The sequence below is a fragment of the Geodermatophilus tzadiensis genome, from assembly GCF_003002915.1.
In the GTDB taxonomy this organism is placed as follows: Bacteria; Actinomycetota; Actinomycetes; order Mycobacteriales; family Geodermatophilaceae; genus Geodermatophilus; species Geodermatophilus tzadiensis.
Window position 1 is genome coordinate 32,040 of the sequence record NZ_PVTG01000022.1, and the last position, 22,979, is coordinate 55,018.

A 22,979-nucleotide genomic window follows, 5' to 3' on the forward strand; every position below is an offset into this window, starting at 1 on the left:
CTCCCGGGACGGGTGTGACGGACGGATCCGGCGGTTCCCCGCCGGTCCGCCGGTCGGTCAGTCGGTGACCGCGCGGCGGCGTGCCCGTCGCGGCTGGCGACCGGGTGCCGGCTCGGCCCCCAGGACGTAGGAGGAGTCCAGGTGGTTCCAGCCGCAGGCCCGGCACACCTCGACGGTGTAGACGGAGAACTCCTCCTGCGCGGCGTCCATCCGGGCCAGCTCGGCGTCGGTCTTCGCCTGCCCCGACACGTGCCCGAGCGACTCGCCGTAGACGTAGTTCACCAGCGCGAGGCGCTCCCGGCGGCAGACCGGGCAGGGGACGTCGGTGGTCCGGCCGTGGTACCTCGCCGCGCGGGTGAGGTACGGGCTGGCGTCACAGACCTCGAAGAGCCCGGTGCGCCCGGACTGCACGTCCGCGAGGACGGCTCGCCGCTGCAGCGAGTAGTCCACGACGGATCGACGTCCGGGCACGGCCGCCAATGTACGCAGGTGCGCCACCCCCGGGACCCTCGTGACGCCGGGACGGGTGGTCCCCCGGGCGGGTCCGGCCGCCGCCGAGTTGCGGCACCGTTCACCTCCCGATGTATCGTCCCGATACATCGACCGGCAGGAGAGGCTGGGGGGCGAGGTGCTCGAGTTCGCCATCCTGGGACTGCTGCAACAGTCGCCCATGCACGGGTACGAGCTGCGCAAGCAGCTCGCCGAGGTGCTCGGTGGCCTGCGCAGCATCTCCTACGGCTCGCTGTACCCCGCACTCAAGCGGTTGCACGCCGCCGGGCTCGTCTGCACCGACGAGCCCGACCGTCGCGCACCGCTGCCGGCCGACGCACCGCCGCTGACCGGACGGCGCGGGAAGGTGGTCTACACGATCACCGCGGAGGGCAAGGAGCGCTTCGCGGAGCTGGTCAGCCAGGCCGGCCCCGAGGCCTACGACGACGGCAGGCTCTTCGGCGTCCACCTCGCCTTCTTCCGGCACACCGCCGCCGACGTGCGGCTGCGCATCCTGGAGGGGCGCCGCCGCACGGTCGAACGGCAGCGGGACGGCCTGCGGTCCTCACTGGCGCGGACCCGGGAACGGCTCGACCGCTACACGCTGGAACTGCAGCGCCACGGCCTCGACTCGGTCGACCGGGAGGTGCGCTGGCTGTCCGAGCTCATCGACAGCGAGCGGCGCGACCCCGGACGGCAGACCGGCGAGGGCCCGGAGCCGCCGTCCGGCACCGACTGACCCGCACCACCGCAGGGCACCACCGGCTGTCCAGCCCCACCGGCAGCCACCGCCAGGACCGAACGGTCCGCAGTGAGGACCACCCGGTCCAGGGATGAAGGGAAGACCATGGGAGCTGTCAAGGTCGCCATCGTCGGCGTCGGCAACTGCGCCGCGTCGCTGGTGCAGGGCGTGCACTACTACCGGGACGCCGACGAGACCACCTCGGTGCCGGGCCTGATGCACGTGCGCTTCGGCGAGTACCACGTCTCCGACGTGCAGTTCGTGGCCGCGTTCGACGTCGACGCCAAGAAGGTCGGCCGCGACCTCTCCGAGGCCATCGTCGCCAGCGAGAACAACACCATCACGATCACCGACGTCCCGCCGCTCGGCGTCACCGTGCAGCGCGGCACCACCCTCGACGGCCTGGGCAAGTACTACCGGGCCACGATCGAGGAGTCCGACGAGCAGCCGGTCGACGTCGTGGCCGCCCTGCGCGAGTCCGGCGCCGACGTCCTCGTCTGCTACCTGCCGGTCGGCTCGCAGCAGGCCGCCGAGTTCTACGCGCAGGCCGCCCTCGACGCCGGCGTCGCCTTCGTCAACGCGCTGCCGGTGTTCATCGCCGGGACCCCGGAGTGGGCCGACAGGTTCACGGCCGCCGGTGTGCCGATCGTCGGCGACGACATCAAGAGCCAGGTCGGCGCGACCATCACCCACCGCGTGCTGGCCAAGCTGTTCGAGGACCGCGGTGTGCAGCTCGACCGCACGATGCAGCTCAACGTCGGCGGCAACATGGACTTCAAGAACATGCTTGAGCGCGAGCGCCTGGAGTCGAAGAAGATCTCCAAGACCCAGGCCGTCACCAGCCAGGTCGACCGCGACATGGGCACCGACAACGTGCACATCGGCCCGTCGGACCACGTGCCGTGGCTCAGCGACCGCAAGTGGGCCTACGTCCGGCTCGAGGGCCGCGCGTTCGGCGACGTCCCGCTGAACCTGGAGTACAAGCTCGAGGTCTGGGACTCGCCCAACTCGGCCGGCATCATCATCGACGCCGTCCGCGCCGCGAAGATCGCCAAGGACCGTGGGATCGGCGGCCCGATCCTCTCGGCGTCGTCGTACTTCATGAAGTCGCCGCCGGTGCAGTACAGCGACAGCGAGGCGCGCGACGCCGTCGAGGCCTTCATCCGCGGCGACGTCGAGCGGTAAGGACCAGCAACCCACCAGGGCCCGCCCTCCGACCCGGAGGGCGGGCCCTGTCGCGTCGCGAGCGGCGGGCGAGTGGCGGAGGCGAGTGGCGGGGGGCGGGGTGGTCCGCTCACTACGCTGGCCGCCATGCCGCGCCGCCTGCTCGCGATCGCGCTCGTCCTGCTGGCGGTCCTGCTCACCGGCTGCACCGACGGCCCCGCCGACCGGCAGCCCGGCGACCCGGTCACCGCCGAGGAGGCCGAGGTGCTCGCCGGGCTGCTCGCCGGCACCGCGGAGTCCGGCGGCGCCGACCTGGTGGCGACCGCGCCCTTCGGCGAGGACGGGCTGCTGACCCTGACCGGCGAGGTCGACCTCGCCGGCGGGACGGGCCGCGCGCGGGCGGTGACCTCCTACGGCGGCGAGCAGCCCGACGACGTCCGGACGGTGTTCTTCAGCACCGACACCGTCTGGTTCGGCGACCTCGCGGGCCTGCCGGCGGCGCTGTCGGCGGAGGGGCTGGCCGACGTCCCCTTCGTGCGGCGGCCGCTGGCCACCGGCTCGGAGGAGGTGCCGCTGACCGACGTGCTCGTGCGGCTGGTGCTCAACCTCGGCGCCGACGGGACCGACGACGCCGCGGCCTTCACCACCGGCGGGCACACCTGGCAGGGACAGCGCTCGATCGACGGGCAGCTGGCCTCGGTCTACGCGTCGGACGCCGGCTGGTCGGTGGCCGTGGACGACGGCAGCGGGCTGCTGTTGCAGTACGCCACCCGGCTGCCCGGCCTCGAGGACGACGTGACGGTCACCCTGGCCGACCACGGCCCGCGGACGATCGCGCTGCCGGAGGAGGGGCAGACCGTCGACGCGGTGGCCCACCCGGCGGTGGCCGAGGCGGTCGGCGTCTAGCGGAGCCCCCGGACACGGGGGAAGGGGCGGCCTCTTCCCCAGACCGCCCCTTCCGGCGTTCTTCCTACCAGATCCGGGGGCCCCGCGCGCGCCCGGGGCGCACGCGGTGTCGGGTCAGTTCGCCGACGGGTCGGCCGGCGCCGTCGACAGCACCGCGAGGCGGCCCCGCTGCCGGCTCAGCACCGCGCGCCACAGCGCCGAGCCGGCCAGGTCGCTGAGCACGTCCCCGGGGCTCCCGGGCACGCAGGCCCACGCGCCCTCGGCGATCTCGGCGGCCAGCTGGCCGGGTGACCAGCCCGCGTACCCGGCGAAGACCCGCAGCCCGGCCAGGCCGCGCCCCGTGCCGCACTCGAGGTCGGCGGGGTCGGTGTCGAGGTCGACGAGGTAGACGTCGCCGGCCACCTGGCGCAGGCCGGCGTCCGCGGCGGCCGTGGCGCCGGACCAGGCGGCCAGGCACAGCGCGGTGTCGGTCTCGCACGGGCCACCGACGTGGAAGACGCCGGGCTCGACGGCGAGGTCGCACCAGCCGGGCAGCACGTCGCGGATCTCGACCTGGCTGGGCCGGCCGAGGACGACGCCGAGGGTGCCGCTGTCGTTGTGGTCGAGCACGTAGACGACGCCGCCGGCGAAGTTCGGGTCGGTGAGCGCCGGCATCGCGACCAGCAGCGACCCCGGGCCGACGTCGTCGAGCGTCCCGGTGGACAGCGCCGGCACGGCCGCGCGACGACGGCCCGTGCCGCGCCGGGTGGGCCGGCCGGACTCGGGCTCTGGTGACGGGGGCACCGCGGACATCCCCACCAGTGTGCAACAGCCCGGCCGTCGGGGGGCGGCGCAGGCGCGTCCTACCCTCGCCTGCGTGGGTGCCGACACGACCGTGCGGCACCTGCTGCTCCGCGGTGACTTCCGCCGGCTGCTCACCACCCGGCTGCTGTCGCAGTTCGGGGACGGCGTCTTCCAGGCCTCGCTGGCCGGCACGGTGCTGTTCAACCCCCAGCGCGCCGCCGAGCCGATCGACGTCGCCGCGGGGTTCGCCGTCCTGCTGCTCCCGTACTCGGTGGTGGGCCCCTTCGCCGGCGTCTGGCTGGACCGGTGGAGCCGCCGGCAGGTGCTGCTGCGGGCCAACCTGCTGCGGGCCGTCCTGGTGGCCGCCGTGGCCGGGACGGTGCTCGCCGGGGTCGCCGGACTCCCGCTCTACGCACTGGGCCTGGCGGTCTTCTCGGTCACCCGCTTCGTGCTGTCGGCGTTGTCGGCCGGGCTGCCGCACACCGCCGACGAGCCCTCGCTGGTGTCGGCGAACGCGCTGTCGACGACGTTGGGCGCGGTCGCCACGGTGGCCGGCGGGGGCGCGGCGGTGGTCCTGTCCCGGCTCGGCGTCGCCGGGGACGCCGTGTACGCCGCCGTGGCGCTGTCCGCGGCGCTGCCCTACGTGGCGGCGTCGCTCGTCGTGGCGGGGTTCGCCCCGGCGTACCTGGGCCCCGACTCCGCCGCCGGGCCGGACCGGCTGACGGCGCGGGCGGTGGTGCGCGGGATGGTCGAGGGCGCCCGGCACGCCCGCGCGCGCCCGCCGGTGGCCGCGGCGCTGCTGGCGATCAGCGCGCACCGGCTCTGCTTCGGCGTCCTGACGCTGGGGACGCTGCTGCTCTACCGCACCGGCTTCCCCGACGCCGGTGGGCTGCTGCCCGGCGGCCTGGTCGGTCTCGGGCAGGCGGTCGCCGCCGGCGCCGCGGGGACGGTGCTGGCCGCCGCGGTGACGCCGGCGGCGGTGCGGCGGGCGGGCCGGCGCCGGTGGACGACGGGCCTGCTGGCCGTCGGCGGCGCGCTGCAGCTGGTGCTGGGACTGCCGTTCACCCCGCCGTCGACGGTGGCCGCCGCGTTCGTGCTGGGCCTGGTGGCGCAGGGCGTGAAGATCTGCGTGGACACCACGCTGCAGGAGTCCCTGGACGACGAGCTGCGCGGCCGCGTCTTCTCCGTCTACGACACCCTGGTCAACGTCAGCTACGTGACGGCGCTGGTCGCAGCGGCGCTGCTGCTGCCGCCCGACGGCCGCTCGGGAGCCGCGCTGGTCGTCGTCGCGGCGGGGTACCTGCTCACCGCGGCGCTCTACGCCCGCCTGACGCGGACGCCCGCCCGCCTGCCCTGAGCCGGCCCGTCCCGAGCCGGCCCGTCCCGAGCCGGCCTCAGAGGGCCGGCTCGCACGGCCCCCGGCCGAGCCGGGCCAGGCCGTGGCGGTCGCCGGGCCCGAGCTCCCCGGTGGCGCTGCCGTGCGGGGACATCAGCTCGCCGGGGTCGTCGACGTGCCCGAGGCCCACGACGTGCGCCAGCTCGTGCACCAGCACGCCGCGGAGGGCCGCCCGCCCCTCGGGGGAGCCGACCACGGCGGCGGCCCACCCCGCGTCGACGGCGACCGCGCCGGTCACGTACACGTACGGGCCGCCCGCCGACCACGCCTCGCTGCCGCCGACACCGGCCACCGTGCCGGCGAGGGCGGGCACCGTCGCGGGCGTCTCCCAGCTGACGAGGACCGGCGCCCAGCGGTCGCCGTAGCGGCCGGGCTGGGCGGCCGGGCGGTCCTCCGACCACGCCTCGTCGGTGGCGCCGTCGGCGACGAACCGCAGCCCGGTGGCCGCCGACACCTCGGCCACCGCCTCCGCGACCAGGCCCGCACCCCCCGCCGGGACGCCGTCGGGCCGGACGACGTAGTGCACCGGGCGGCACGGGTCGTAGGCGACCGGCGTCTCGCCGTCCCCCTGGTGCTGCAGGAAGCTCCACGTCCCGAGCTCCGGGACGGCGGGCGGCCGGCCGAGCGGGGCGTCGGCGGCCCCCACGCCGGGCGTCGGGCGGTCCGCGGTCGGGCCGGCCGCGGCGGCCGCGGCCGGTGACCAGGGCCAGATCGGACGGCCCGCCAGCCAGGCGGCCCCGAGCGCCAGGGCGAGGACGAGCACCACGGCCAGCAGGCCGCGGGCGTTGCCGGGGTGCGGCGCGGGGAGCCCGCGGGAGTGCGGCCCGCCGTCCACCCGCGCCTCCCGCCGTCCGGTCCGGGACCGGTCCTACCGGCGGACGGCGCGGTGGGGGAGACCCCGACCGGGTGGCACCACCCGGTCGGGGGAGGTCAGGAGAGGTCCTGACCCTCGAAGTCCTCGGGCGTGTAGGCGCGCGGCTCGACCAGGACCATCCAGTTGCCCGAGTTGTCCCGCATGACCGCCTCGACGCCGTAGGGGCGCTGCGTGGGCGGCTGCAGGAACTCCACGCCCCTGGCCGAGAGCTCCTCGTAGGTCCCCTGGCAGTCGTCGACGTTCACGCCGATCCCCGGCAGCCCGCCCTCGGCCTGCGCCCGCTGCATCGCGGCGACGAGGTCGTCCGACAGCGGCCGGCTCGGGGTGGTCAGGTGCACCTGCAGCTCGGGCTGGCTGGGGTGCCCCACGGTCACCCAGCGGAAGTCCGGGCCGAGCCGGACGTCGTCCCTGGCCTGGAAGCCGAGGACGTCGGTGTAGAAGGCGAGGGACTCGTCGATGTCCTTCACCCAGACGCTGACGAGGGAGACGTTGGTGATCACGCGACGAGGCTAGGGAGCCCCGGTGCACCGGTCAGCGGGCGGCCCACCAGGCGCGCAGCTCCGCCTCGGCGTCCTCGCGGCTGAGGGGGCCGCGCTCGAGACGCAGGTCCTTGAGGTGCTTCCACGCCTCGCCCACCTCGCGGCCGGGCGGGATGCCGAGGATCTCCATGATCGCGTTGCCGTCGAGGTCGGGGCGGACGCGGGCGAGGTCCTCGGCCGCCGACAGCTCGGCGATCCGCCGCTCGAGCGAGTCGTAGGTGGCCGCCAGCGCGGCCGCGCGCCGCCGGTTGCGGGTCGTGCAGTCCGAGCGCACCAGCTTGTGCAGGCGGGGGAGCAGGTCACCGGCGTCGGTGACGTAGCGGCGGACGGCGGAGTCGGTCCACTCGCCCGTGCCGTAGCCGTGGAACCGCAGGTGCAGGAACGTCAGGCGGGAGACGTCCTCCACGACCTCCTTGGAGTACCGCAGCGCCTGCAGCCGCTTGCGCACCAGCTTGGCGCCGACCACCTCGTGGTGGTGGAAGGAGACCCGCCCGCGCGGCTCGTGCCGGCGGGTGGCCGGCTTGCCGACGTCGTGCAGCAGCGCGGCCAGTCGCAGCACCAGGTCCGGCGACCCGGCGCCGGGGTCGGCCTCCTCCAGCGCGATGGCCTGGTCCAGCACGGTCAGCGAGTGGCTGTAGACGTCCTTGTGCTGGTGGTGCTCGTCGATCTCCATCCGCAGCGCGGACAGCTCGGGCAGCACGACGTCGGCCAGCCCACTGGACACGAACAGCTCCAGCGCCGCGCGCGGCGCGTCCTGCAGCAGCGTCTTGGACAGCTCCACCTGCACCCGCTCCGGGGTGATCCGGGCCAGCTCGCCGGACATGTCCGTCATCGCCCCGACCACCTCCTCGACCGGGGTCAGGCCGAGCTGGGCGACGAACCGGACGCCGCGCAGCATCCGCAGCGGGTCGTCGGCGAAGGAGTCCGCGGCCGCCCCGGGGGTGCGCAGCCGGCGGGCGAGCAGGTCGCCCAGGCCGCCGAAGGGGTCGGTCACCGTGCGGTCGGGGCCGAGGGACACGGCCATCGCGTTGACCGTGAAGTCGCGGCGGGCGAGGTCGTCGACGAGCGAGTCGCCCCAGGCGACCTCGGGGTTGCGCGACTCGCGGTCGTAGCGGTCGGCGCGGTAGGTGGTGATCTCCAGCCGGGTCGCCTCGCCCGCGTGCCGGACCTCGGCGCCGACGGTGCCGAACGCGATCCCCGTGTTCCACGTGGAACTGGCCCAGCCGCGCAGCAGCTGCAGCACCTGCTCGGGCCGCGCGTCGGTGGTGACGTCGAGGTCGCCGGGTGGCCGCGCGGCACCGGTGCCGGCGGCCAGCAGCGCGTCGCGCACCGACCCGCCGACGAGGTGGGCCTCGAAGCCCGCGGCGGTGAAGCGCTCGCCGAGCTCGACGAGCACGGGGGAGACCTCGACCAGGTCGCGCACGGCCTGCTGGACCGCCGGGGGGACGGGCACGGCGGCCGCGCGACTCTCGGGCTGTCCGGACACGACGATCCAGGGTAGTGGGACCACTCGCGCTACCCTCCTCGCATGGCTGGGACCGGCGGACGTGGACGCCCCGGCCGCCGTCTGCGCCGGGTCGACGAGACCTCCGCGGGCGGCCTGGTCGTCGCCGACGACGGCATCCACGGACCCCGGGCCGCCCTCATCGGCCGCACCGACCGTCGCGGCCGGCTGCTGTGGTCGCTGCCGAAGGGCCACATCGAGGAGGGCGAGACCCCCGAGGACACCGCCGTCCGGGAGGTCGCGGAGGAGACCGGGATCATCGGCGAGGTGCTGGCCCCGCTCGGGATCATCGACTTCTGGTTCGTGGCCGAGGGACGCCGCGTGCACAAGACCGTGCACCACTTCCTCCTGCGCGCCATCGGCGGCGCGCTGTCCGACGCCGACGTCGAGGTCACCGAGGTCGCCTGGGTGCCCCTCGACGAGCTGAGCGGTCGGCTCGCCTACGCCGACGAGCGTGCGCTGGTCGAGCGCGCGCCCGCGCTGCTCGCCGACAGTGCGTGACCCGGCGCCCGAGGTCCCTCCCAGGCATCCCACCCCCCGACCCGGGGACGGCCGGCGCGGGGGAGCCGTGACGCGCCGCCGGAGCGCGCGGGTGCTGGCGACGGCCCTGCTGACCCTGCCGCTGCTCGCCGCCGCACCCGTGGCCGCCGCGCCCGTGGCCGCCGCACCCGCACCCGTCGCACCCGTCCCGGCACCCGCACCCGCACCCGCACCCGCCGCCGACGACCGGCCGGTCGCGGTCGAGGTGACCCGGCTCGACCCGCGGACCGTCGCCCCCGGGGGCACCGTCACCGTCGAGGGCCGGCTGACCAACACCGGCACCGAGTCGCTCACCGACCTCACCGTGCGGCTGCAGCGGGGCCAGGTGGTGACCACGCGGGCCGAGCTGCTCGCCACCGACGCCGACGCCGACCCGGTCACCGCCGGCACCGCCCCCTTCGCGACGGTCACCGGGGAGCTCGCGCCCGGCGACGAGGTGGCCTTCACCTACACCGCCACCACCGCCGACCTGGCCATGGACCGCGACGGCGTCTACCCGCTGCTGCTCAACCTCAACGCCACCGGCCCCGACGGCGAGCAGAGCCGCGTCGGGGAGGTGACCACCTCGGTCGTGCAGCAGACGGCGCCGCCGGCGGCCACCACGTCGGTCGCCTGGCTCTGGCCGCTAGTCGAGCCCACCCACCGCGACGCCGCCGGCGGGTTCGTCGACGACGACCTGGCCGCCGAGGTGTCCGCCGACGGCCGGCTCGACCGGGCGCTCGCGGTGCTCGAGCGGCTGCCCACCACCGTCCCCCCGGGCGCCACCGAGCCCGAACCGGTCGCGCCGGTGACGGTGGCGGTCGACCCCGTGCTGGTCGAGGAGCTCGCGCTCATGGCCCGGGGGCCCTACGCCGTCGCCGGGCAGGAGGCCGCCGGTACCGGCACCGGGGCCGCCGCCGCGTGGCTCGAGCGCCTGCGCGCCGTGGCCGCCGACCACCCCGTCGTCGCGCTGCCCTACGGCGACGTGGACGCCGACGCGCTGCAGGCCGCCGGCCTGCCCGCCGTCGTCACCCGGAGCCTGCCCCGCGCCGCGGAGGACCCGGGCGACGGCGACGGCGGCGCGGTGGCCGGCGCCGACTCCCCGGGCCCGGCCGGCGCCGACCTGCTGGCCGAGCAGCTCGGCGTCGAGCCCCGCACCGACCTCGCCTGGGTCGCCGGCGGCCCGCTGCGCGCCGACACCCTGGCCACGCTGGCCGGCGGCGGCGTCGACACGGTCGTGCTCGACTCCGGCGCGCTGGACGACGCGGACGCCGTCCTGGGCCTCGACGGCGCTGCCGCCGCGCGCGCGACCGTCGCCGGGGAGGACGGGCCGGTCCCCGCGCTGGTCGCCGACGGGCGGCTCTCGGCCCTGGTCGGGTCGGCCGGGGCCACCGACGGCGGCGTGCGGGTGGCCGAGCAGCGCTACCTCGCCGAGCTGGTGCTGCTGTCCCAGCAGCCGGTGGCCGACCCGGCGGGCCAGAGCGTGCTGGTCGCCCCGCCGCGCGACGTCGACCCCGACCCCGACGGCGTCGCCGCGATGATCGCCGACACCGCGCTGCCCGGGCTGCGCCCGGCCTCCCTCACCGACCTCGCCGCGGGACCGCTCGGCCGCGCGGACGGCGCGCTCGCGCCCGCCGACGGTGACCCGGCGCAGACGGCGGCCCTGGACCCGGCCGCGCTGGCCGACGTCGCCGCCGCGGTGGACCTGCGCGACGACCTGGCCGGCGCCGTCGTCGGCGAGCCCGCCGGCGCCCTGGCGCCCTACGACGCCGCCACCGCGCGTGCGGCCTCCACCTCCTGGCGGGACGACCCGGAGGGCTCCCGGGTGGTGGCGGCCGACCTGCGCGCCACCCTCGGCGGGCTGCGCGAGCAGGTGACCCTGCTGGCCCCCGCCGAGGGCAGCTACAGCCTGGCCTCCAACGACGCGCCCCTGGTGCTCACCGTGCAGAACGACCTGCCCTTCGCCGTGCGGGTGCTGGTGGCCGTGCGCACCCGCGACAACGTGGGGCTGACCCTCGGCGACGTCGGCGTCCAGGAGGCCGCGCCCCGGCAGCGCACGACGCTGCAGGTGCCCACGCAGCTGAGCCAGTCCGGGCGCTTCGCCGTGACCGCGACGCTCACCACGCCCGACGGCGGCCCGCTGGGCGACCCGGTCGCGATCCAGGTGCGCAGCACGACGTACGGCACCATCTCGCTGTCGATCACCATCGGCGCCGCCGTCCTGCTCGGCCTGCTCTTCCTGCGCCGCGGGGTGCTGTTCGTGCTGCGCCGCCGCCGCGGCACGGCCGAGGAGGAGCAGCCGGCGGGCACCGTCTGGCCGCCCAGCCGGAGCCCGGTGTGACCGGCGGCCCGCGCAGCGAGGAGGAGCTCGCGGCGCACGATCCGTCCCCCGACCTGGCGGACGCCGCGGTGGACGACGGGGTGCGCGACGGGGTGGAGGAGGACCGGCCCGCCCGCGGCCCGGTCACCCGGCCGCTGCCGCCGGTGCCCCCGTCCGCGCCGCCGTCGTCCCGCTCCGCGGCATCGTCCCGCTCCGCGGCGCCGTCCCGCTCCGCGGCGGCGTCCCCGGCGGGCCGGCCGGCCCGGCCGCTGCCCCCGCCGCCCTACCCGGTGGTGCCGGCCGGCGACGCCGCGACCCCCGCCCGGCCGGTGCTACCCGTGCCGCCGCCGGCTCGCCCGGCAGCGGCGGTCCCCGTGCCGCCCGCGTCCCCGCCCGTGTCCCCCCCGTCCCCGCCCGCCGGTGTCCCGCAGCGCGCGCCCCGGCCGCTGCCGCCGGTGCCCCCGCCGGCCCGCCGCCGGTTCATCCCGGCCGACGAGACCCAGGTCATCCCGATCCTGCAGCTGCCCCCGGTGCCGAACGCGCCGGAGGGGGAGACCGAGGAGGAGGCCCAGCAGCGGGAGGGCCCGCCCGGCGGCAGCCGGGGCATCCTGCGCGCCGCCGGCACCATGGCGGTGGCCACGCTGGTGTCCCGGGTGACCGGCCTGCTGCGCACGATGGTGCTGGCCGCGGCGCTGGGCGTCGGGCTGGTCAACGACGCCTACAACACGGCCAACACGCTGCCCAACATCGTCTACGAGCTGCTGCTCGGCGGCGTCCTGACCTCGGTGATCGTGCCGCTGCTGGTGCACGCCCAGGAGCGCGACCGCGACGGCGGGGTGGCCTACGCGCAGCGGCTGTCCACGCTCGCCGTCGCGGGGCTGGTCGTGGTCACCGCGCTCGCCGTCGCCGTCGCGCCGCTGCTGACCGCCCTCTACGGCATCCAGGGCGACCCGGAGCAGGTGCGCCTGGCCAACTGGCTGGCGCGCATCCTGCTGCTGGAGATCGTGTTCTACGGCGTGGGGGCGCTGGCCCAGGCGGTCCTCAACAGCCGCGGCGTCTTCGGCCCGCCCGCCTGGGCGCCGGTGCTCAACAACGTCGTCGTCATCGCCACCGGCCTGCTGTTCATCGCGGCCGGCGGCCCCGGCGACCTCGAGCCGCGGACGATCTCCAGCGGGCAGGTGTGGCTGCTCGGCGGCGGCACGCTGCTGGGCATCGTGGTGCAGGCGCTGGTCCTGGTGCCGCTGCTGCGCCGGGCCGGCGTCCCGCTGCGGCCGCGCTGGAACGTGCGCCGGACCGGCCTGCGCGAGGTCGGTGGCCTGGGCGTGTGGGTGGTCCTCTACGTCGCGGTCAGCCAGATCGGCGTCATCGTCGCCACCCGGGTGGCCAACGCCGCGGCGCGCGAGGGGGGCCTGGGCTCCAGCGCCTTCGCCTACGCCAGCCTGCTGTTCCAGATGCCCTACGGGATCATCGGCGTCGCCCTGCTCACCGCCCTCGTGCCGCGGATGAGCCGCGCCGCCGCCCGGCACGACGTCCCCGGCGTGGTCCAGGACCTCGCGCTGGGCACCCGCCTCTCCGCGCTCGGCCTGCTGCCGGTGACCGCCGCGCTCACCGTGCTCGGCCCGGCGCTGGGGGTCGTCGCCTTCGCCCGCGGCAACACCTCCGTGGCCGAGGCCCAGGGCATCGGCGCGGCGCTGGCCCTCGGTGCGTTCGGCCTGCTGCCCATGGCGGTGACCCTGCTGCAGCTGCGGGTCTTCTACGCCATGAAGGACGCCAAGACGCCGACGCTCATCCAGGTCGGCATGGTCGTCGTCCGGGTGCCGTTGCTGCTGCTCGTGCCGGTGCTGGTCGGGCCCGAGCACGTCGTCGCCGGGCTCATGCTGGCCACCAGCGTCACCTACCTCGCCGGCTGGGCGCTGGGCCACCTCGCGCTGCGCCGCCACCTGCGGACGGCGGGCAGCGGACGCACCCTGGGACCGGTGCTGCGCATGGCGGTCGCCGCGGTCGTCGGCGCGCTCGCCGGCCGGCTGCTCGTGAGCGTGACGGACGACGCGTTCGGGACGTCGGTCACGGGCTCGCTCGCGACCGTGCTGGTCGGTACCGTGGTCGTCGGTGTCACGACCCTGGCCGGGTTCGTGCTCGCCCGCGTCCCGGAGCTCCGGGGACCCCTCGCCGCCCTCCGCGCGCGGCTGGGCCGCGGGTGAGCACCGTCCCGCCCGGACCGGCGCCCGCACCGGGGCAGCCAGCCGCCGGACCCGGAAGGAGGACGGCCGCGTCGATGACGTCCACGATCACCGGCCTCCCCGACCGCTACCGCCCGCTCGACGAGCTCGGCCCGGTCGAGCGCACCGAGACCGGCGTCATCCACAGCTGGCGGGCCAAGGACCGGGTGCTCAACCGCGACGTCGCCGTCCGCGTGCACGTGCCCGGCGGCCCGCCGGCCCGCGCCTGGATCGCCCGCGCGCTGACCGCGGGCGGGCTGGCCACGCCCGCGCTGGCCATGGTCTACGACGCCTCCGAGGGCACCGGCGGGGAGGCGGGCAGCCCCGCCTACGTCGTCAACGAGTGGATCGACGGGCAGACCCTCGCCGAGCGGCTGACCGCCGGCCCCATGGGCGAGCGCGAGGCCCGCACCGTCCTGCGCCGGCTGGCCGAGGGCGTCGCCGAGGCGCACCGGGTCGGCCTGGCCGTCGGCGGGCTGGGTCCCGAGACCGTCGTGCTGCGGCCCAACGGCCTGGTCGGCCTGCGCGCCGTCCCCGCCGCGACCGGCAGCGTGCAGGAGGACATCTCCGCCCTCGGCGCGCTGCTGGAGTTCTGCCTCACCGGCCGGCCGGCCGGGGCCCCGGGCGCCCCGGCGGTCATCGGTGCCCCCGACCTCGCCGCCCTGGTGCGCCGGGCGCGCTCCACCGAGCCGGGCTCCCGGCTGGCCAGTGCCGCCGCGATGGCCGCGCTGCTGGCCGAGCGCCCGCGCGCCGGCGCCCGTCCGGTCCGCGGCGGCGACGAGAGCGACAGCGGGTGGCTGGGGCGGCTGCGCGAGCACCGGGAGACCGAGCGCGTCGCGGCGGCCGACCGCGCGCCGCAGCCCGGGCACGAGGAGGACGACGAGCGGCCGCAGCGCGTCTCCCCGGGCACGCTGCCGCCCGTCCCGAGCGGCCGGTGGGCGGACGACGACCTCCTGCACGACATCGACCCGGAGCACGACGCCGAGGCGGACGACGCCGAGGCAGACGACGACCACGACGACCGGGCGGGCTCCGCCACCCGCCGCCGGCTGCTGGTCGTCGGGCTCCCGCTGCTGGCGCTGCTGATCGTCATCGCGCTGGCGTACTGGGTGGGCACGAGCGTGCTGTCGGTCGCCGGCGAGGAGGTCGACCGGGCGCCCGGTGCGGCACCCGCCCCGTCCACGAGCCCCGCCGCCGAGACCGCCGCCGCGCCGGCGACCGACGCCGCACCCGCGGCCATCACCGGTGCCACGGTGCTCGACCCGTTCGGGGACGGCGAGCCGGAGAACGTCGACGACGTCCCGGCCTCGTTCGACGGCGACCCGGCCACGGCGTGGTCGACGCTGACCTACCGGGGTTCGGCCGACTTCGGCAACCTCAAGCCCGGCGTCGGCGTCGTCTACGACCTCGGCTCCGAGCAGCCGGTCGGCGGGGTCACGGTGACCACCACCACGCCGGGCATCACCGTCGAGGTGCGCACCGGCGACTCGCCCGACGGCGACCTCGACTCCTACGCCGTCGCCGCCGACGGCACCGTCGACGGGACCGGCGAACTGGCCTTCGAGGAGCCGGTGACGACGCAGTACGTCCTGGTGTGGGTGACCGGCCTGGTGCCCGCCGACGACGGCTTCCAGGGCTCCCTGGCCGAGGTCGCGGTCACCCCCGCCACCTGACCCGGGACCCCCGGGGAGGACCCCCCACGGAGGGGCCCGACGAGGGTCCACCGGCCCCTGACCACGGAATGCGGCCCTACGATCTGGCGTTGTGCCGCCCGTGACCGACTCGCAGCCCACCCCCGGCCCCGCCACGACGACCGCGATCACCTCGCCGGCCATCCCGCCGGCCGAGCACGACGGCGTCCGCGACCTGATCATCGTCGGGTCGGGCCCCGCCGGGTACACCGCGGCGATCTACGCCGCGCGGGCCAACCTGCACCCGCTGGTCTTCGAGGGCTCCCAGTTCGGCGGCGCCCTGATGACGACCACCGAGGTGGAGAACTTCCCCGGCTTCGCCGAGGGCATCCAGGGCCCCGAGCTGATGATGGACATGCGCACCCAGGCCGAGCGCTTCGGCGCCGAGCTGGTGGCCCGCGACGTCTCCGAGGTCGACCTGACCGCCAGCCCCAAGGTGGTCAAGGTCGGCGACGAGGTGCACCTCGCGCACGCGGTCATCGTCGCCACCGGCTCGAAGTACCGGTACCTCGGCCTGGACAACGAGCAGCGCCTGCTCGGCCACGGCGTCTCGGCCTGCGCCACCTGCGACGGCTTCTTCTTCCGCGACCAGGACATCGTCGTCGTCGGCGGCGGTGACTCGGCGATGGAGGAGGCCACCTTCCTCACCCGCTTCGCCAAGACCGTCACCGTCGTCCACCGGCGGGAGGAGCTGCGCGCCTCGAAGATCATGCAGAAGCGCGCGCAGGACAACGAGAAGATCCGCTGGGCGCTCGGCAAGCAGGTCACCGACGTCCTCGGCGACTCCACCGTCTCCGCGGTCCAGCTGACCGACGTCGCCACCGGCGCCACCGAGGAGCTCCCGGTCTCGGGCCTGTTCGTCGCCATCGGCCACGACCCGCGCAGCGAGCTGTTCGTCGGGCAGCTCAAGCTCGACGACGAGGGCTACGTCCAGGTCGAGCACCCGACCACGCGCACCAACCTCGACGGCGTGTTCGCCTGCGGCGACGTGGTCGACCACGTCTACCGGCAGGCCATCACCTCGGCCGGCACCGGCGCGGCCGCGGCGATCGACGCCGAGCGCTGGCTGGCCGAGACCTTCGACGAGCGCTGACGAAGGACCCCCCTGCCCCCCACCACTCGCTCCGCTCGCGGCGGGCCCCTGCAGGGGGGCCGTACCGGGCATAGCGCGACCCCTCCGCGGGTTACCCCCCGCAGAGGCCCCACCCCGCAGACCTCGATCGACCCTGAGGAGAACGACCATGGCAGGCAACACCGTGACGGTCACCGACGCCAGCTTCGCCAACGAGGTGCTGGGCAGCGAGAAGCCCGTCCTCGTCGACTTCTGGGCGGAGTGGTGCGGACCGTGCAAGATGGTCGCCCCCGTCCTGGAGGAGATCGCCCGCGAGCACGGCGACAAGCTGACGATCGCCAAGCTCAACATCGACGAGAACCCGCAGATCGCGCGTGACTACCAGGTCATGTCGATCCCGACGATGACGGTCTTCCAGGGCGGCAAGCCGGTGAAGAGCATCATCGGCGCCAAGCCCAAGGGCGCCATCCTCTCCGACCTCGCCGACTACATCTGAGTCGTCCCCGGTCCCCTCGCCAGGGCCCGCCCGTCCGCTCGGACGGGCGGGCCCTGGCGCGTGTCGGGGGACCCCCGGCGGGCCGGTCGGGGTCGTGAGCGGGACAATCGAGGGCACGATGGGTAGCGAGAACAGCATGCAGACGCTGGGTCCCGGCAGCCGGGGACCCGCCGTGGCCGACGTCCGGGCCGCCCTGCGCAGTCTGGGCCTGCTTCCACCGGCTGACGGCGTCCCGGACGACGTCGGCGCCGAGGTCTACGACCGGGCCACCGAGCTCGCCGTCCGGCACTTCCAGCAGGTGCGCGGGCTGTCGGTCGACGGCCGCGTCGGCGAGGAGACCTACCGGGCGCTGTCGGAGGCCCGGTGGTCGCTGGGCGACCGGCTGCTGCACCACGACCCCGAGCGGCCCGTGCGCGGCGACGACGTCACCAACCTGCAGGAGCGGCTGCTCGAGCTCGGCTACGACGCCGGCCGCGCCGACGGCATCTTCGGCCCGGAGACCGAGACCGGGTTGCGCACCTTCCAGCGCGACTACGGGCTGACCGCCGACGGCACCTGCGGGCCGGCCACCCTGCGCGCGCTGCGCCAGCTCGGCCGCAAGGTCACCGGCGGCCGCCCGCAGCTGCTGCGGCAGAGCGCCTCGTTCGTCGACAGCGGTCCGCACCTGATCGGCCGCCGCATCGTCGTCGACCCCGGGCACGGCGGCGACGACCCCGGCTGCACCCACGGCGAGACCACCGAGGCCGACCTCGTGCTCGACCTCGCCAGCCGCATCGAGGGCCAGCTGGCCGCCGCCGGCGCCACGGTCTACCTGACGCGCGGCCGCCACCAGGACCCCACCCCGGCCGAGCGCACCGGGTTCGCCAACGACGCGCGCGCCGACCTGTTCGTCTCCCTGCACCTGGAGGCCCACGGCTCCGAGCACGCCCGCGGGGTGGCCAGCTACTACTACGGCACCGGGTCCGGGACGTCGTCGACGGTGGGGGAGAAGTTCGCCGACCTGGTCCGCCGCGAGGTCACCGCCCGCACCGGGATGCTCGACCTGGGCGGGCACCCCAAGACGTGGGACCTGCTGCGGATGACCCGCATGCCCGCCGTCCGGCTCGACTGCGGCTACCTCACCCACCCCGTCGACCGGCTGCTGCTGCTCGACGCGCGGGTGCGCAGCAGCGTCGCCTCCGCCGTCCTGGCCGCCGTCCAGCGGCTGTTCCTGCCGGCCGACGCCGACCCGCCCACCGGCACCTTCGTCCTCCCCGGCCGCGTCTGAGCGACGGCGGCGACGATCAGGTGACCTGATCGTCGCGCGTCCCACCCGACGGTGGGCGGTGGGGTGGGACGCGCTGTGGTCCGGTGGGACGCGCTGCGGTGCGGGAGGACGCGCTGCGGTGCGGGAGGACGCGCTGCGGTGCGGGAGGACGGCGCAGGCCCCGCACGCCTGGGGCTGCTGGGGTCCGGGGTGTGACCGGTCCGTCTCGACCCGCCGTGTCGGTCGGCCGCCCCCGCCACCCTCCCTACACTCGACGGGTGGCCTCTCTCCCACCGGGTCCGGCGTCGCCCGGCTCCCCGCCCCCGCACTCCCACGTCGTGCCCCGTCACCCGCGGCTGGACCCCCTGGCCGACCGCTACGCAGCCCGCACGCACGGGATGAAGACCTCGGAGATCCGCGCGCTGTTCTCCGTGGTGAGCCGCCCCGAGGTCGTCTCGCTGGCCGGCGGGATGCCCGCGGTCACCGCCCTCCCGCTCGACGCCGTCGGCTCGATGATCGGCGAGCTGGTCAGCGGCATGGGCGCGCAGACCCTCCAGTACGGCTCCGGCCAGGGCGACCCCCGCCTGCGCGAGCGCATCTGCGACGTCATGGCACTCGAGGGCATCACCGACGCCTCACCCAGCGAGGTCGTGGTGACCGTCGGCTCCCAGCAGGGCCTCGACCTCGTCACCCGCGTCTTCTGCGACCCGGGCGACGTCATCCTCGCCGAGGGGCCCTCCTACGTCGGCGCGCTCGGGGTCTTCCAGGCCGCCGAGGCGCGCGTCCGGCACGTGCCCATGGACGACGACGGCCTCATCCCCGAGGCGCTGGAGCAGGCGCTGCTGGAGTGCCGGGCCAACGGCGACCGGGTGAAGTTCCTCTACACGGTGCCGAACTACCACAACCCCGGCGGCGTGACGCTGTCCGAGCCGCGCCGCCAGGCGATCGTCGACATCGCCGACCGCTACGACCTGCTCGTCATCGAGGACAACCCCTACGGCCTGCTCGGCTTCGACCGCGAGCCGATGCGCGCGCTGCGGGCCCGCGACTCCCAGCGGGTCATCTACCTGGGGTCGTTCTCCAAGACCTTCTCGCCCGGCCTGCGGGTGGGCTGGGTGCTCGCGCCGCTCGCCGTCCGCGAGAAGCTCGTGCTGGCCACCGAGGCGCAGGTGCTCTGCCCGCCGTCGCTGACCCAGTACGCGGTCGCCCGTTACCTCGACACCCAGCCCTGGCGCGAGCAGATCAAGCTGTTCACCGAGCTCTACCGCGAGCGGCGCGACGCGACGCTCGAGTCGCTCGACGCGCTCATGCCCCCGGGCACCACCTGGACCCGCCCCGACGGCGGCTTCTACGTGTGGCTCAAGCTGCCGCACGGCCTCGACGCCAAGCTCATGCAGCCCCGCGCGGTGAACGCGCACGTCGCCTACGTGCCCGGCATCGGCTTCTACGCCGACGGGTCGGGCCGCGAGTACATGCGGCTGTCCTACTGCTACCCCGAGCCCGACCAGATCCGCGAGGGCGTGCGCCGGCTGGCCCGCGTCGTCGAGGCCGAGCTGGACCTGCACAGCACCTTCGACACCATCGACACCGGGACCTTCCGCGCCGTGGCCCGGCCGGGCCCCACGCACACCGCCGAGAACATCGTCGGCCCGGCGAACAGCGACCGGTCGGAGGACCCCCGCGCATGACCGAGCCCGCCGCACCCGCGGCAGCGACCGCCACGTCCGAGGAGGCCCCCCTGCACGCCGTCGTCCTGGCCGGTGGCCTGACCTTCGAGCGGGAGGTCAGCCTCTCCTCCGGCACCCAGGTGGTGGAGGAGCTCGCCCGCGTCGGCGTGGACGCCGAGCTGCGCGACGCCGACGCCGAGCTGCTGCCCGGCCTGGCCGCCGTGCCGGCCGACGCGGTGTTCATCGCCCTGCACGGCGCCACGGGGGAGGACGGCGCGCTGCGGGCGGTCCTCGACCTGGCCGGCGTCCCCTACGTCGGCTCACCTGCCGCGGCCTGCCGCCTGGCGTGGGACAAGCCGGCGGCGAAGTCGGTGGTGCGCAGCGCCGGGCTGACGACGCCGGACTGGGTGGCGCTCCCGCACAGCACGTTCCGCGAGCTGGGCGCCGGCGCCGTCCTCGACCTCATCGTCGCCCGCCTCGGGCTGCCGCTGATGGTCAAGCCGGCGTCCGGCGGCTCGGCGCTGGGCGCGCAGAAGGTCGGCCGCGTCGAGGACCTGCCCGCCGCGATGGTCAGCTGCTTCGCCTACGGCGACACGGTGCTGGTCGAGCGGTTCGTCGACGGGGTCGAGCTCGCCGTCTCGGTGGTCGACCTGGGCGAGGGCCCGGAGGCGCTGCCGGCCGTGGAGATCGCCCCGGAGTCCGGCGTCTTCGACTACACCGCCCGCTACACCCCCGGGCTGACCGAGTACCACGCGCCGGCCCGGGTCCCCGGCGACGTCGCGGCCCGCGCGGCCGACCTCGCCGTGCGGGTGCACCGGGCGCTGGGGCTGGCCGACCTCTCCCGCACCGACGCCATCGTCGACGCCGGCGGCGAGGTGCACTTCCTCGAGGTGAACGTCTCCCCGGGGCTGACCGAGACGTCGATGTTCCCCATGGCCGTCGAGGCGGCCGGCCACGACCTCGGCGACGTCCTGTCCCGGCTGCTCACCCGGCGGGCCCGCGGCTCGGCCTGACCGCGTACCGACGCACAGAGCCCGGGTTCCGTCCGTGACGGAACCCGGGCTCTGTCGTCCTCAGGTGCCGTCGGACTCCTCGCGGCGGCCGGTGACGTCCGGCGCCATCTGGCCGATGATGCGCTGCAGGTCGTCGACCGAGCCGAACTCGACAACGATGCGCCCCTTCGCCCGCCCGATCTGGATCTTCACCTTCGTCTCGAAGACGTCCGAGAGCCGGCCGGCGAGGTCCTCCACACCCGGCGCACTGAACCGGCGCGCCCGGCGACGCGACGCCGGCTGCTCGGCCGCGGCCAGCGCCACCGCCTCCTCGGTCGCCCGCACCGACAGCCCCTCGGCCACGATGCGGGTGGCGAGCGCGTCCTGCGCCTCGGCGTCGTCGAGGCCGAGCAGCGCCCGGGCGTGCCCCGCGGTGATCACGCCGGCGGCCACCCGGGTCTGGACCTTCACCGGCAGCTTGAGCAGCCGGATGGTGTTGGTGACCTGCGAGCGGCTGCGGCCGATCCGCTGCGCCAGCTCCTCGTGGGTGGCACCGAACTCCTCGAGCAGCTGCTGGTAGGCCGCGGCCTCCTCCAGCGGGTTGAGCTGGACGCGGTGGATGTTCTCCAGCAGGGCGTCGCGCAGCAGGGCGTCGTCCTCGGTGTCCCGGACGATCGCCGGCACCACCTCGAGCCCGGCGGCGCGGGCGGCCCGCAGTCGCCGCTCGCCCATGATGAGCTCGTAGCCGCCACCGTCCCCGTCGTCGCCGCTGCGCTCGCGGACGACGATCGGCTGCAGCAGACCGAACTCGCGCACCGAGTGGGTGAGCTCCTCGAGCGCCTCGTCGTCGAAGACCTGCCGCGGCTGCCGCGGGTTGGGGACGACCTCGCCGACCGACACCTCGCGCAGCTGCGCGCCGGGGACGCCGACGGCCTCCTCCCGCTGCCGGGCCACCTCCGCGGCGGCCTGCGCGGCCGGCGGGAGGACGGTGACCGGCGCCGGCGGAACCGCCTCCGGCGTCCCACCCGTCCCGCCCGTCTCGGCCGCGGGTGCGACGACCGGGCGGTCGGCGTCGGGCAGGGTCGGCTGCTCCACCGGCGGGGCGCTGGTGGGGATGAGCGCCGCCAGGCCCCGGCCGAGACCGCCACGCTTGCTCATCGGTTCTCCTCGTCGACGGACGTGCGCACGGGCAGGACGGCCGCGTCGGTGCCGGCGAAGGCCGCGCCCGCCAGGGAGCTGTCGGCCCGCGAGCCGGTGGCCGACGCCTGGGGACGGACGGCGGGCATCGGCGCGGTCACCGGCGGCGGGGGAGGCGGCGGGCTCATCGGCCGCGGGTCGACCTCGGGCGTGAGGTGCACGCCCCGCTCGGCGAACTCGCGGGCCGCCTCGACGTAGCTCGTCGACCCGCGCGAGCCCGGGTCGTAGGTGAGCACCGACTGGCCGTAGCCCGGCGCCTCCGACACCCGCACGTTGCGCGGGATGACGGTGGGCAGCACCAGCTCCCCGAAGTGGCTGCGCACCTCCTCGGCGACCTGGTCGGCGAGCTTCGTCCGCGCGTCGTACATCGTCAGCAGGATGGTGCGGACGGCGATCCCCGGGTTGAGGTGCGCGCGCACCAGCTCGATGTTGTTGAGCAGCTGGCCGAGGCCCTCCAGCGCGTAGTACTCGCACTGGATCGGGATGAGCACCTCGTCACCGGCCACCAGCGCGTTGAGCGTGAGCAGGCCGAGCGACGGCGGGCAGTCGATGAGGACGTAGTGCGGCCGCCGGTCCTCCGGCAGCGACTGCACGTAGCCCTCGATGGCGCGGCGCAGCCGGTACTCGCGGGCGACCACGGACACCAGCTCGATCTCCGCGCCGGCCAGGTCGATCGTCGCCGGGACGCAGCGCAGGTTCGGGCTGGCCGTCGTCGGGTGGACGACGTCGGCGAGCGAGCTGTCCCCGACCAGGGCGTCGTAGATCGACGGCGTCCCCACCGTGTGGTCGACACCGAGGGCCGTGGAGGTGTTGCCCTGCGGGTCCAGGTCGATGACCAGCACCCGCAGGCCGTAGAGGGCCAGCGCCACGCCGAGGTTGACCGTGGAGGTGGTCTTGCCGACGCCGCCCTTCTGGTTGGCGACGGTGACCACCCGCAGCCGGCCGGGCGCCGGGAAGGGCTCCTGGTCGGCGGCGTGCAGCACCCGCGTCGCGCGCAGCGCCTCCATGGCGATGGGGCTGTCGAAGTCCGTGCCGGAGGTGGCCGCCGTGTCGGCCGCGAGGCTGCTGCGCAGCCGCTGGCCCGGGTCGCTCATCGCGGGTCCTCCTCGCCGACCCGTTTCACGTGGAACGGGTCGGGTAGCTGTGCGGGGTTCCACGTGGAA

At 75.9% G+C, this 22,979-nt stretch carries 20 protein-coding genes; 13 read left to right on the top strand and 7 right to left on the bottom strand.

Annotated features, from left to right (window positions below; all coding sequences use genetic code 11):
* Window positions 1-57: 57 nt before the first annotated feature.
* The gene (locus LY71_RS21675) at window positions 58-471 is read right to left on the bottom strand and encodes a DUF5318 family protein (protein WP_245888205.1); all 414 of its coding nucleotides are present in this window, start codon (window positions 469-471) and stop codon (window positions 58-60) included.
* A 157-nt stretch (window positions 472-628) separates the two neighbouring features.
* On the opposite strand from LY71_RS21675, the gene LY71_RS21680 reads away from it, so the two are divergent.
* From LY71_RS21680 to LY71_RS21690, 3 genes are all read left to right on the top strand, one after another.
* Complete coding sequence (locus LY71_RS21680) at window positions 629-1,228, top strand: PadR family transcriptional regulator (protein ID WP_106281717.1); 600 nt, start codon at window positions 629-631, stop codon at window positions 1,226-1,228.
* Between the two features lie 108 nt (window positions 1,229-1,336).
* Window positions 1,337-2,416, top strand: a complete 1,080-nt coding sequence (locus LY71_RS21685) for an inositol-3-phosphate synthase (protein WP_106281719.1) — start codon at window positions 1,337-1,339, stop codon at window positions 2,414-2,416.
* Between the two features lie 126 nt (window positions 2,417-2,542).
* Entirely contained in the window at window positions 2,543-3,301 is a 759-nt protein-coding gene (locus LY71_RS21690; protein ID WP_106281721.1) for a hypothetical protein, read from the top strand.
* A 114-nt stretch (window positions 3,302-3,415) separates the two neighbouring features.
* Here the strand turns inward: LY71_RS21690 and LY71_RS21695 are convergent, their stop codons facing one another.
* Window positions 3,416-4,093 carry a YqgE/AlgH family protein gene (locus LY71_RS21695; protein WP_211297478.1) on the bottom strand — a complete coding sequence of 226 codons (678 nt, stop codon included), beginning with the start codon at window positions 4,091-4,093 and terminating at the stop codon, window positions 3,416-3,418.
* Window positions 4,094-4,157: 64 nt separating this feature from the next.
* On the opposite strand from LY71_RS21695, the gene LY71_RS21700 reads away from it, so the two are divergent.
* Complete coding sequence (locus LY71_RS21700; protein ID WP_106281723.1) at window positions 4,158-5,441, top strand: MFS transporter; 1,284 nt, start codon at window positions 4,158-4,160, stop codon at window positions 5,439-5,441.
* A gap of 37 nt (window positions 5,442-5,478) precedes the next feature.
* Here the strand turns inward: LY71_RS21700 and LY71_RS21705 are convergent, their stop codons facing one another.
* The 3 genes from LY71_RS21705 to LY71_RS21715 form a co-directional block, all read right to left on the bottom strand.
* Window positions 5,479-6,315: a matrixin family metalloprotease gene (locus tag LY71_RS21705; protein WP_106281725.1), complete on the bottom strand. Its 837-nt coding sequence runs from the start codon at window positions 6,313-6,315 to the stop codon at window positions 5,479-5,481.
* Window positions 6,316-6,410: 95 nt separating this feature from the next.
* Entirely contained in the window at window positions 6,411-6,854 is a 444-nt protein-coding gene (locus tag LY71_RS21710; RefSeq protein ID WP_106281727.1) for a VOC family protein, read from the bottom strand.
* A gap of 31 nt (window positions 6,855-6,885) precedes the next feature.
* Window positions 6,886-8,379 carry a CCA tRNA nucleotidyltransferase gene (locus tag LY71_RS21715; RefSeq protein WP_245888207.1) on the bottom strand — a complete coding sequence of 498 codons (1,494 nt, stop codon included), beginning with the start codon at window positions 8,377-8,379 and terminating at the stop codon, window positions 6,886-6,888.
* Window positions 8,380-8,421: 42 nt separating this feature from the next.
* Here LY71_RS21715 and LY71_RS21720 point away from each other — a divergent pair, with 42 nt between their 5' ends.
* From LY71_RS21720 to LY71_RS21760, 9 genes are all read left to right on the top strand, one after another.
* The gene (locus tag LY71_RS21720) at window positions 8,422-8,898 is read left to right on the top strand and encodes an NUDIX hydrolase (protein ID WP_091112976.1); all 477 of its coding nucleotides are present in this window, start codon (window positions 8,422-8,424) and stop codon (window positions 8,896-8,898) included.
* A gap of 67 nt (window positions 8,899-8,965) precedes the next feature.
* Complete coding sequence (locus LY71_RS21725) at window positions 8,966-11,257, top strand: DUF6049 family protein (RefSeq protein ID WP_106281729.1); 2,292 nt, start codon at window positions 8,966-8,968, stop codon at window positions 11,255-11,257.
* On the top strand, window positions 11,254-13,437 hold the full coding sequence (murJ, locus tag LY71_RS21730; RefSeq protein WP_245888209.1) for a murein biosynthesis integral membrane protein MurJ: 2,184 nt from the start codon (window positions 11,254-11,256) through the stop codon (window positions 13,435-13,437). The genes LY71_RS21725 and murJ overlap by 4 nt, the downstream gene beginning before the upstream one ends.
* 74 nt (window positions 13,438-13,511) lie before the next feature.
* Window positions 13,512-15,128, top strand: coding sequence for a protein kinase family protein (locus tag LY71_RS21735; RefSeq protein WP_106281732.1), 1,617 nt, complete (start codon window positions 13,512-13,514; stop codon window positions 15,126-15,128).
* Between the two features lie 100 nt (window positions 15,129-15,228).
* A complete protein-coding gene (gene trxB, locus LY71_RS21740) occupies window positions 15,229-16,239 on the top strand; it encodes a thioredoxin-disulfide reductase (protein WP_245888211.1) in 1,011 nt (336 codons plus the stop codon).
* A gap of 148 nt (window positions 16,240-16,387) precedes the next feature.
* Window positions 16,388-16,714, top strand: coding sequence for a thioredoxin (gene trxA, locus LY71_RS21745; RefSeq protein WP_106281734.1), 327 nt, complete (start codon window positions 16,388-16,390; stop codon window positions 16,712-16,714).
* A gap of 94 nt (window positions 16,715-16,808) precedes the next feature.
* On the top strand, window positions 16,809-17,981 hold the full coding sequence (locus LY71_RS21750; RefSeq protein ID WP_245888213.1) for an N-acetylmuramoyl-L-alanine amidase: 1,173 nt from the start codon (window positions 16,809-16,811) through the stop codon (window positions 17,979-17,981).
* Between the two features lie 317 nt (window positions 17,982-18,298).
* Window positions 18,299-19,648: an aminotransferase-like domain-containing protein gene (locus tag LY71_RS21755; RefSeq protein ID WP_106281738.1), complete on the top strand. Its 1,350-nt coding sequence runs from the start codon at window positions 18,299-18,301 to the stop codon at window positions 19,646-19,648.
* Window positions 19,645-20,640, top strand: coding sequence for a D-alanine--D-alanine ligase family protein (locus LY71_RS21760; RefSeq protein WP_106281740.1), 996 nt, complete (start codon window positions 19,645-19,647; stop codon window positions 20,638-20,640). Before LY71_RS21755 ends, LY71_RS21760 begins: the two co-directional genes overlap by 4 nt.
* 60 nt (window positions 20,641-20,700) lie before the next feature.
* Here LY71_RS21760 and LY71_RS21765 read toward each other — a convergent pair whose 3' ends face one another.
* Together LY71_RS21765 and LY71_RS21770 are read right to left on the bottom strand one after the other, a co-directional pair.
* Entirely contained in the window at window positions 20,701-21,777 is a 1,077-nt protein-coding gene (locus tag LY71_RS21765; protein ID WP_106281742.1) for a ParB/RepB/Spo0J family partition protein, read from the bottom strand.
* Window positions 21,774-22,910 (bottom strand): ParA family protein, encoded by a 1,137-nt coding sequence (locus LY71_RS21770; RefSeq protein WP_106281745.1) that lies wholly within the window; start codon window positions 22,908-22,910, stop codon window positions 21,774-21,776. The genes LY71_RS21765 and LY71_RS21770 overlap by 4 nt, the downstream gene beginning before the upstream one ends.
* Window positions 22,911-22,979: the final 69 nt, after the last annotated feature.

Excerpts from the sequence above, each read along its gene's own strand:
- LY71_RS21685 (WP_106281719.1), top strand. The coding sequence starts at position 1,337 with ATGGGAGCTGTCAAGGTCGCCATCGTCGGCGTCGGCAACTGCGCCGCG.
- LY71_RS21690 (WP_106281721.1), top strand. The coding sequence starts at position 2,543 with ATGCCGCGCCGCCTGCTCGCGATCGCGCTCGTCCTGCTGGCGGTCCTG.
- LY71_RS21695 (WP_211297478.1), bottom strand. The coding sequence starts at position 4,093 with ATGTCCGCGGTGCCCCCGTCACCAGAGCCCGAGTCCGGCCGGCCCACC.
- LY71_RS21720 (WP_091112976.1), top strand. The coding sequence starts at position 8,422 with ATGGCTGGGACCGGCGGACGTGGACGCCCCGGCCGCCGTCTGCGCCGG.
- LY71_RS21735 (WP_106281732.1), top strand. The coding sequence starts at position 13,512 with ATGACGTCCACGATCACCGGCCTCCCCGACCGCTACCGCCCGCTCGAC.
- trxA (WP_106281734.1), top strand. The coding sequence starts at position 16,388 with ATGGCAGGCAACACCGTGACGGTCACCGACGCCAGCTTCGCCAACGAG.
- LY71_RS21760 (WP_106281740.1), top strand. The coding sequence starts at position 19,645 with ATGACCGAGCCCGCCGCACCCGCGGCAGCGACCGCCACGTCCGAGGAG.
- LY71_RS21765 (WP_106281742.1), bottom strand. The coding sequence starts at position 21,777 with ATGAGCAAGCGTGGCGGTCTCGGCCGGGGCCTGGCGGCGCTCATCCCC.
- LY71_RS21770 (WP_106281745.1), bottom strand. The coding sequence starts at position 22,910 with ATGAGCGACCCGGGCCAGCGGCTGCGCAGCAGCCTCGCGGCCGACACG.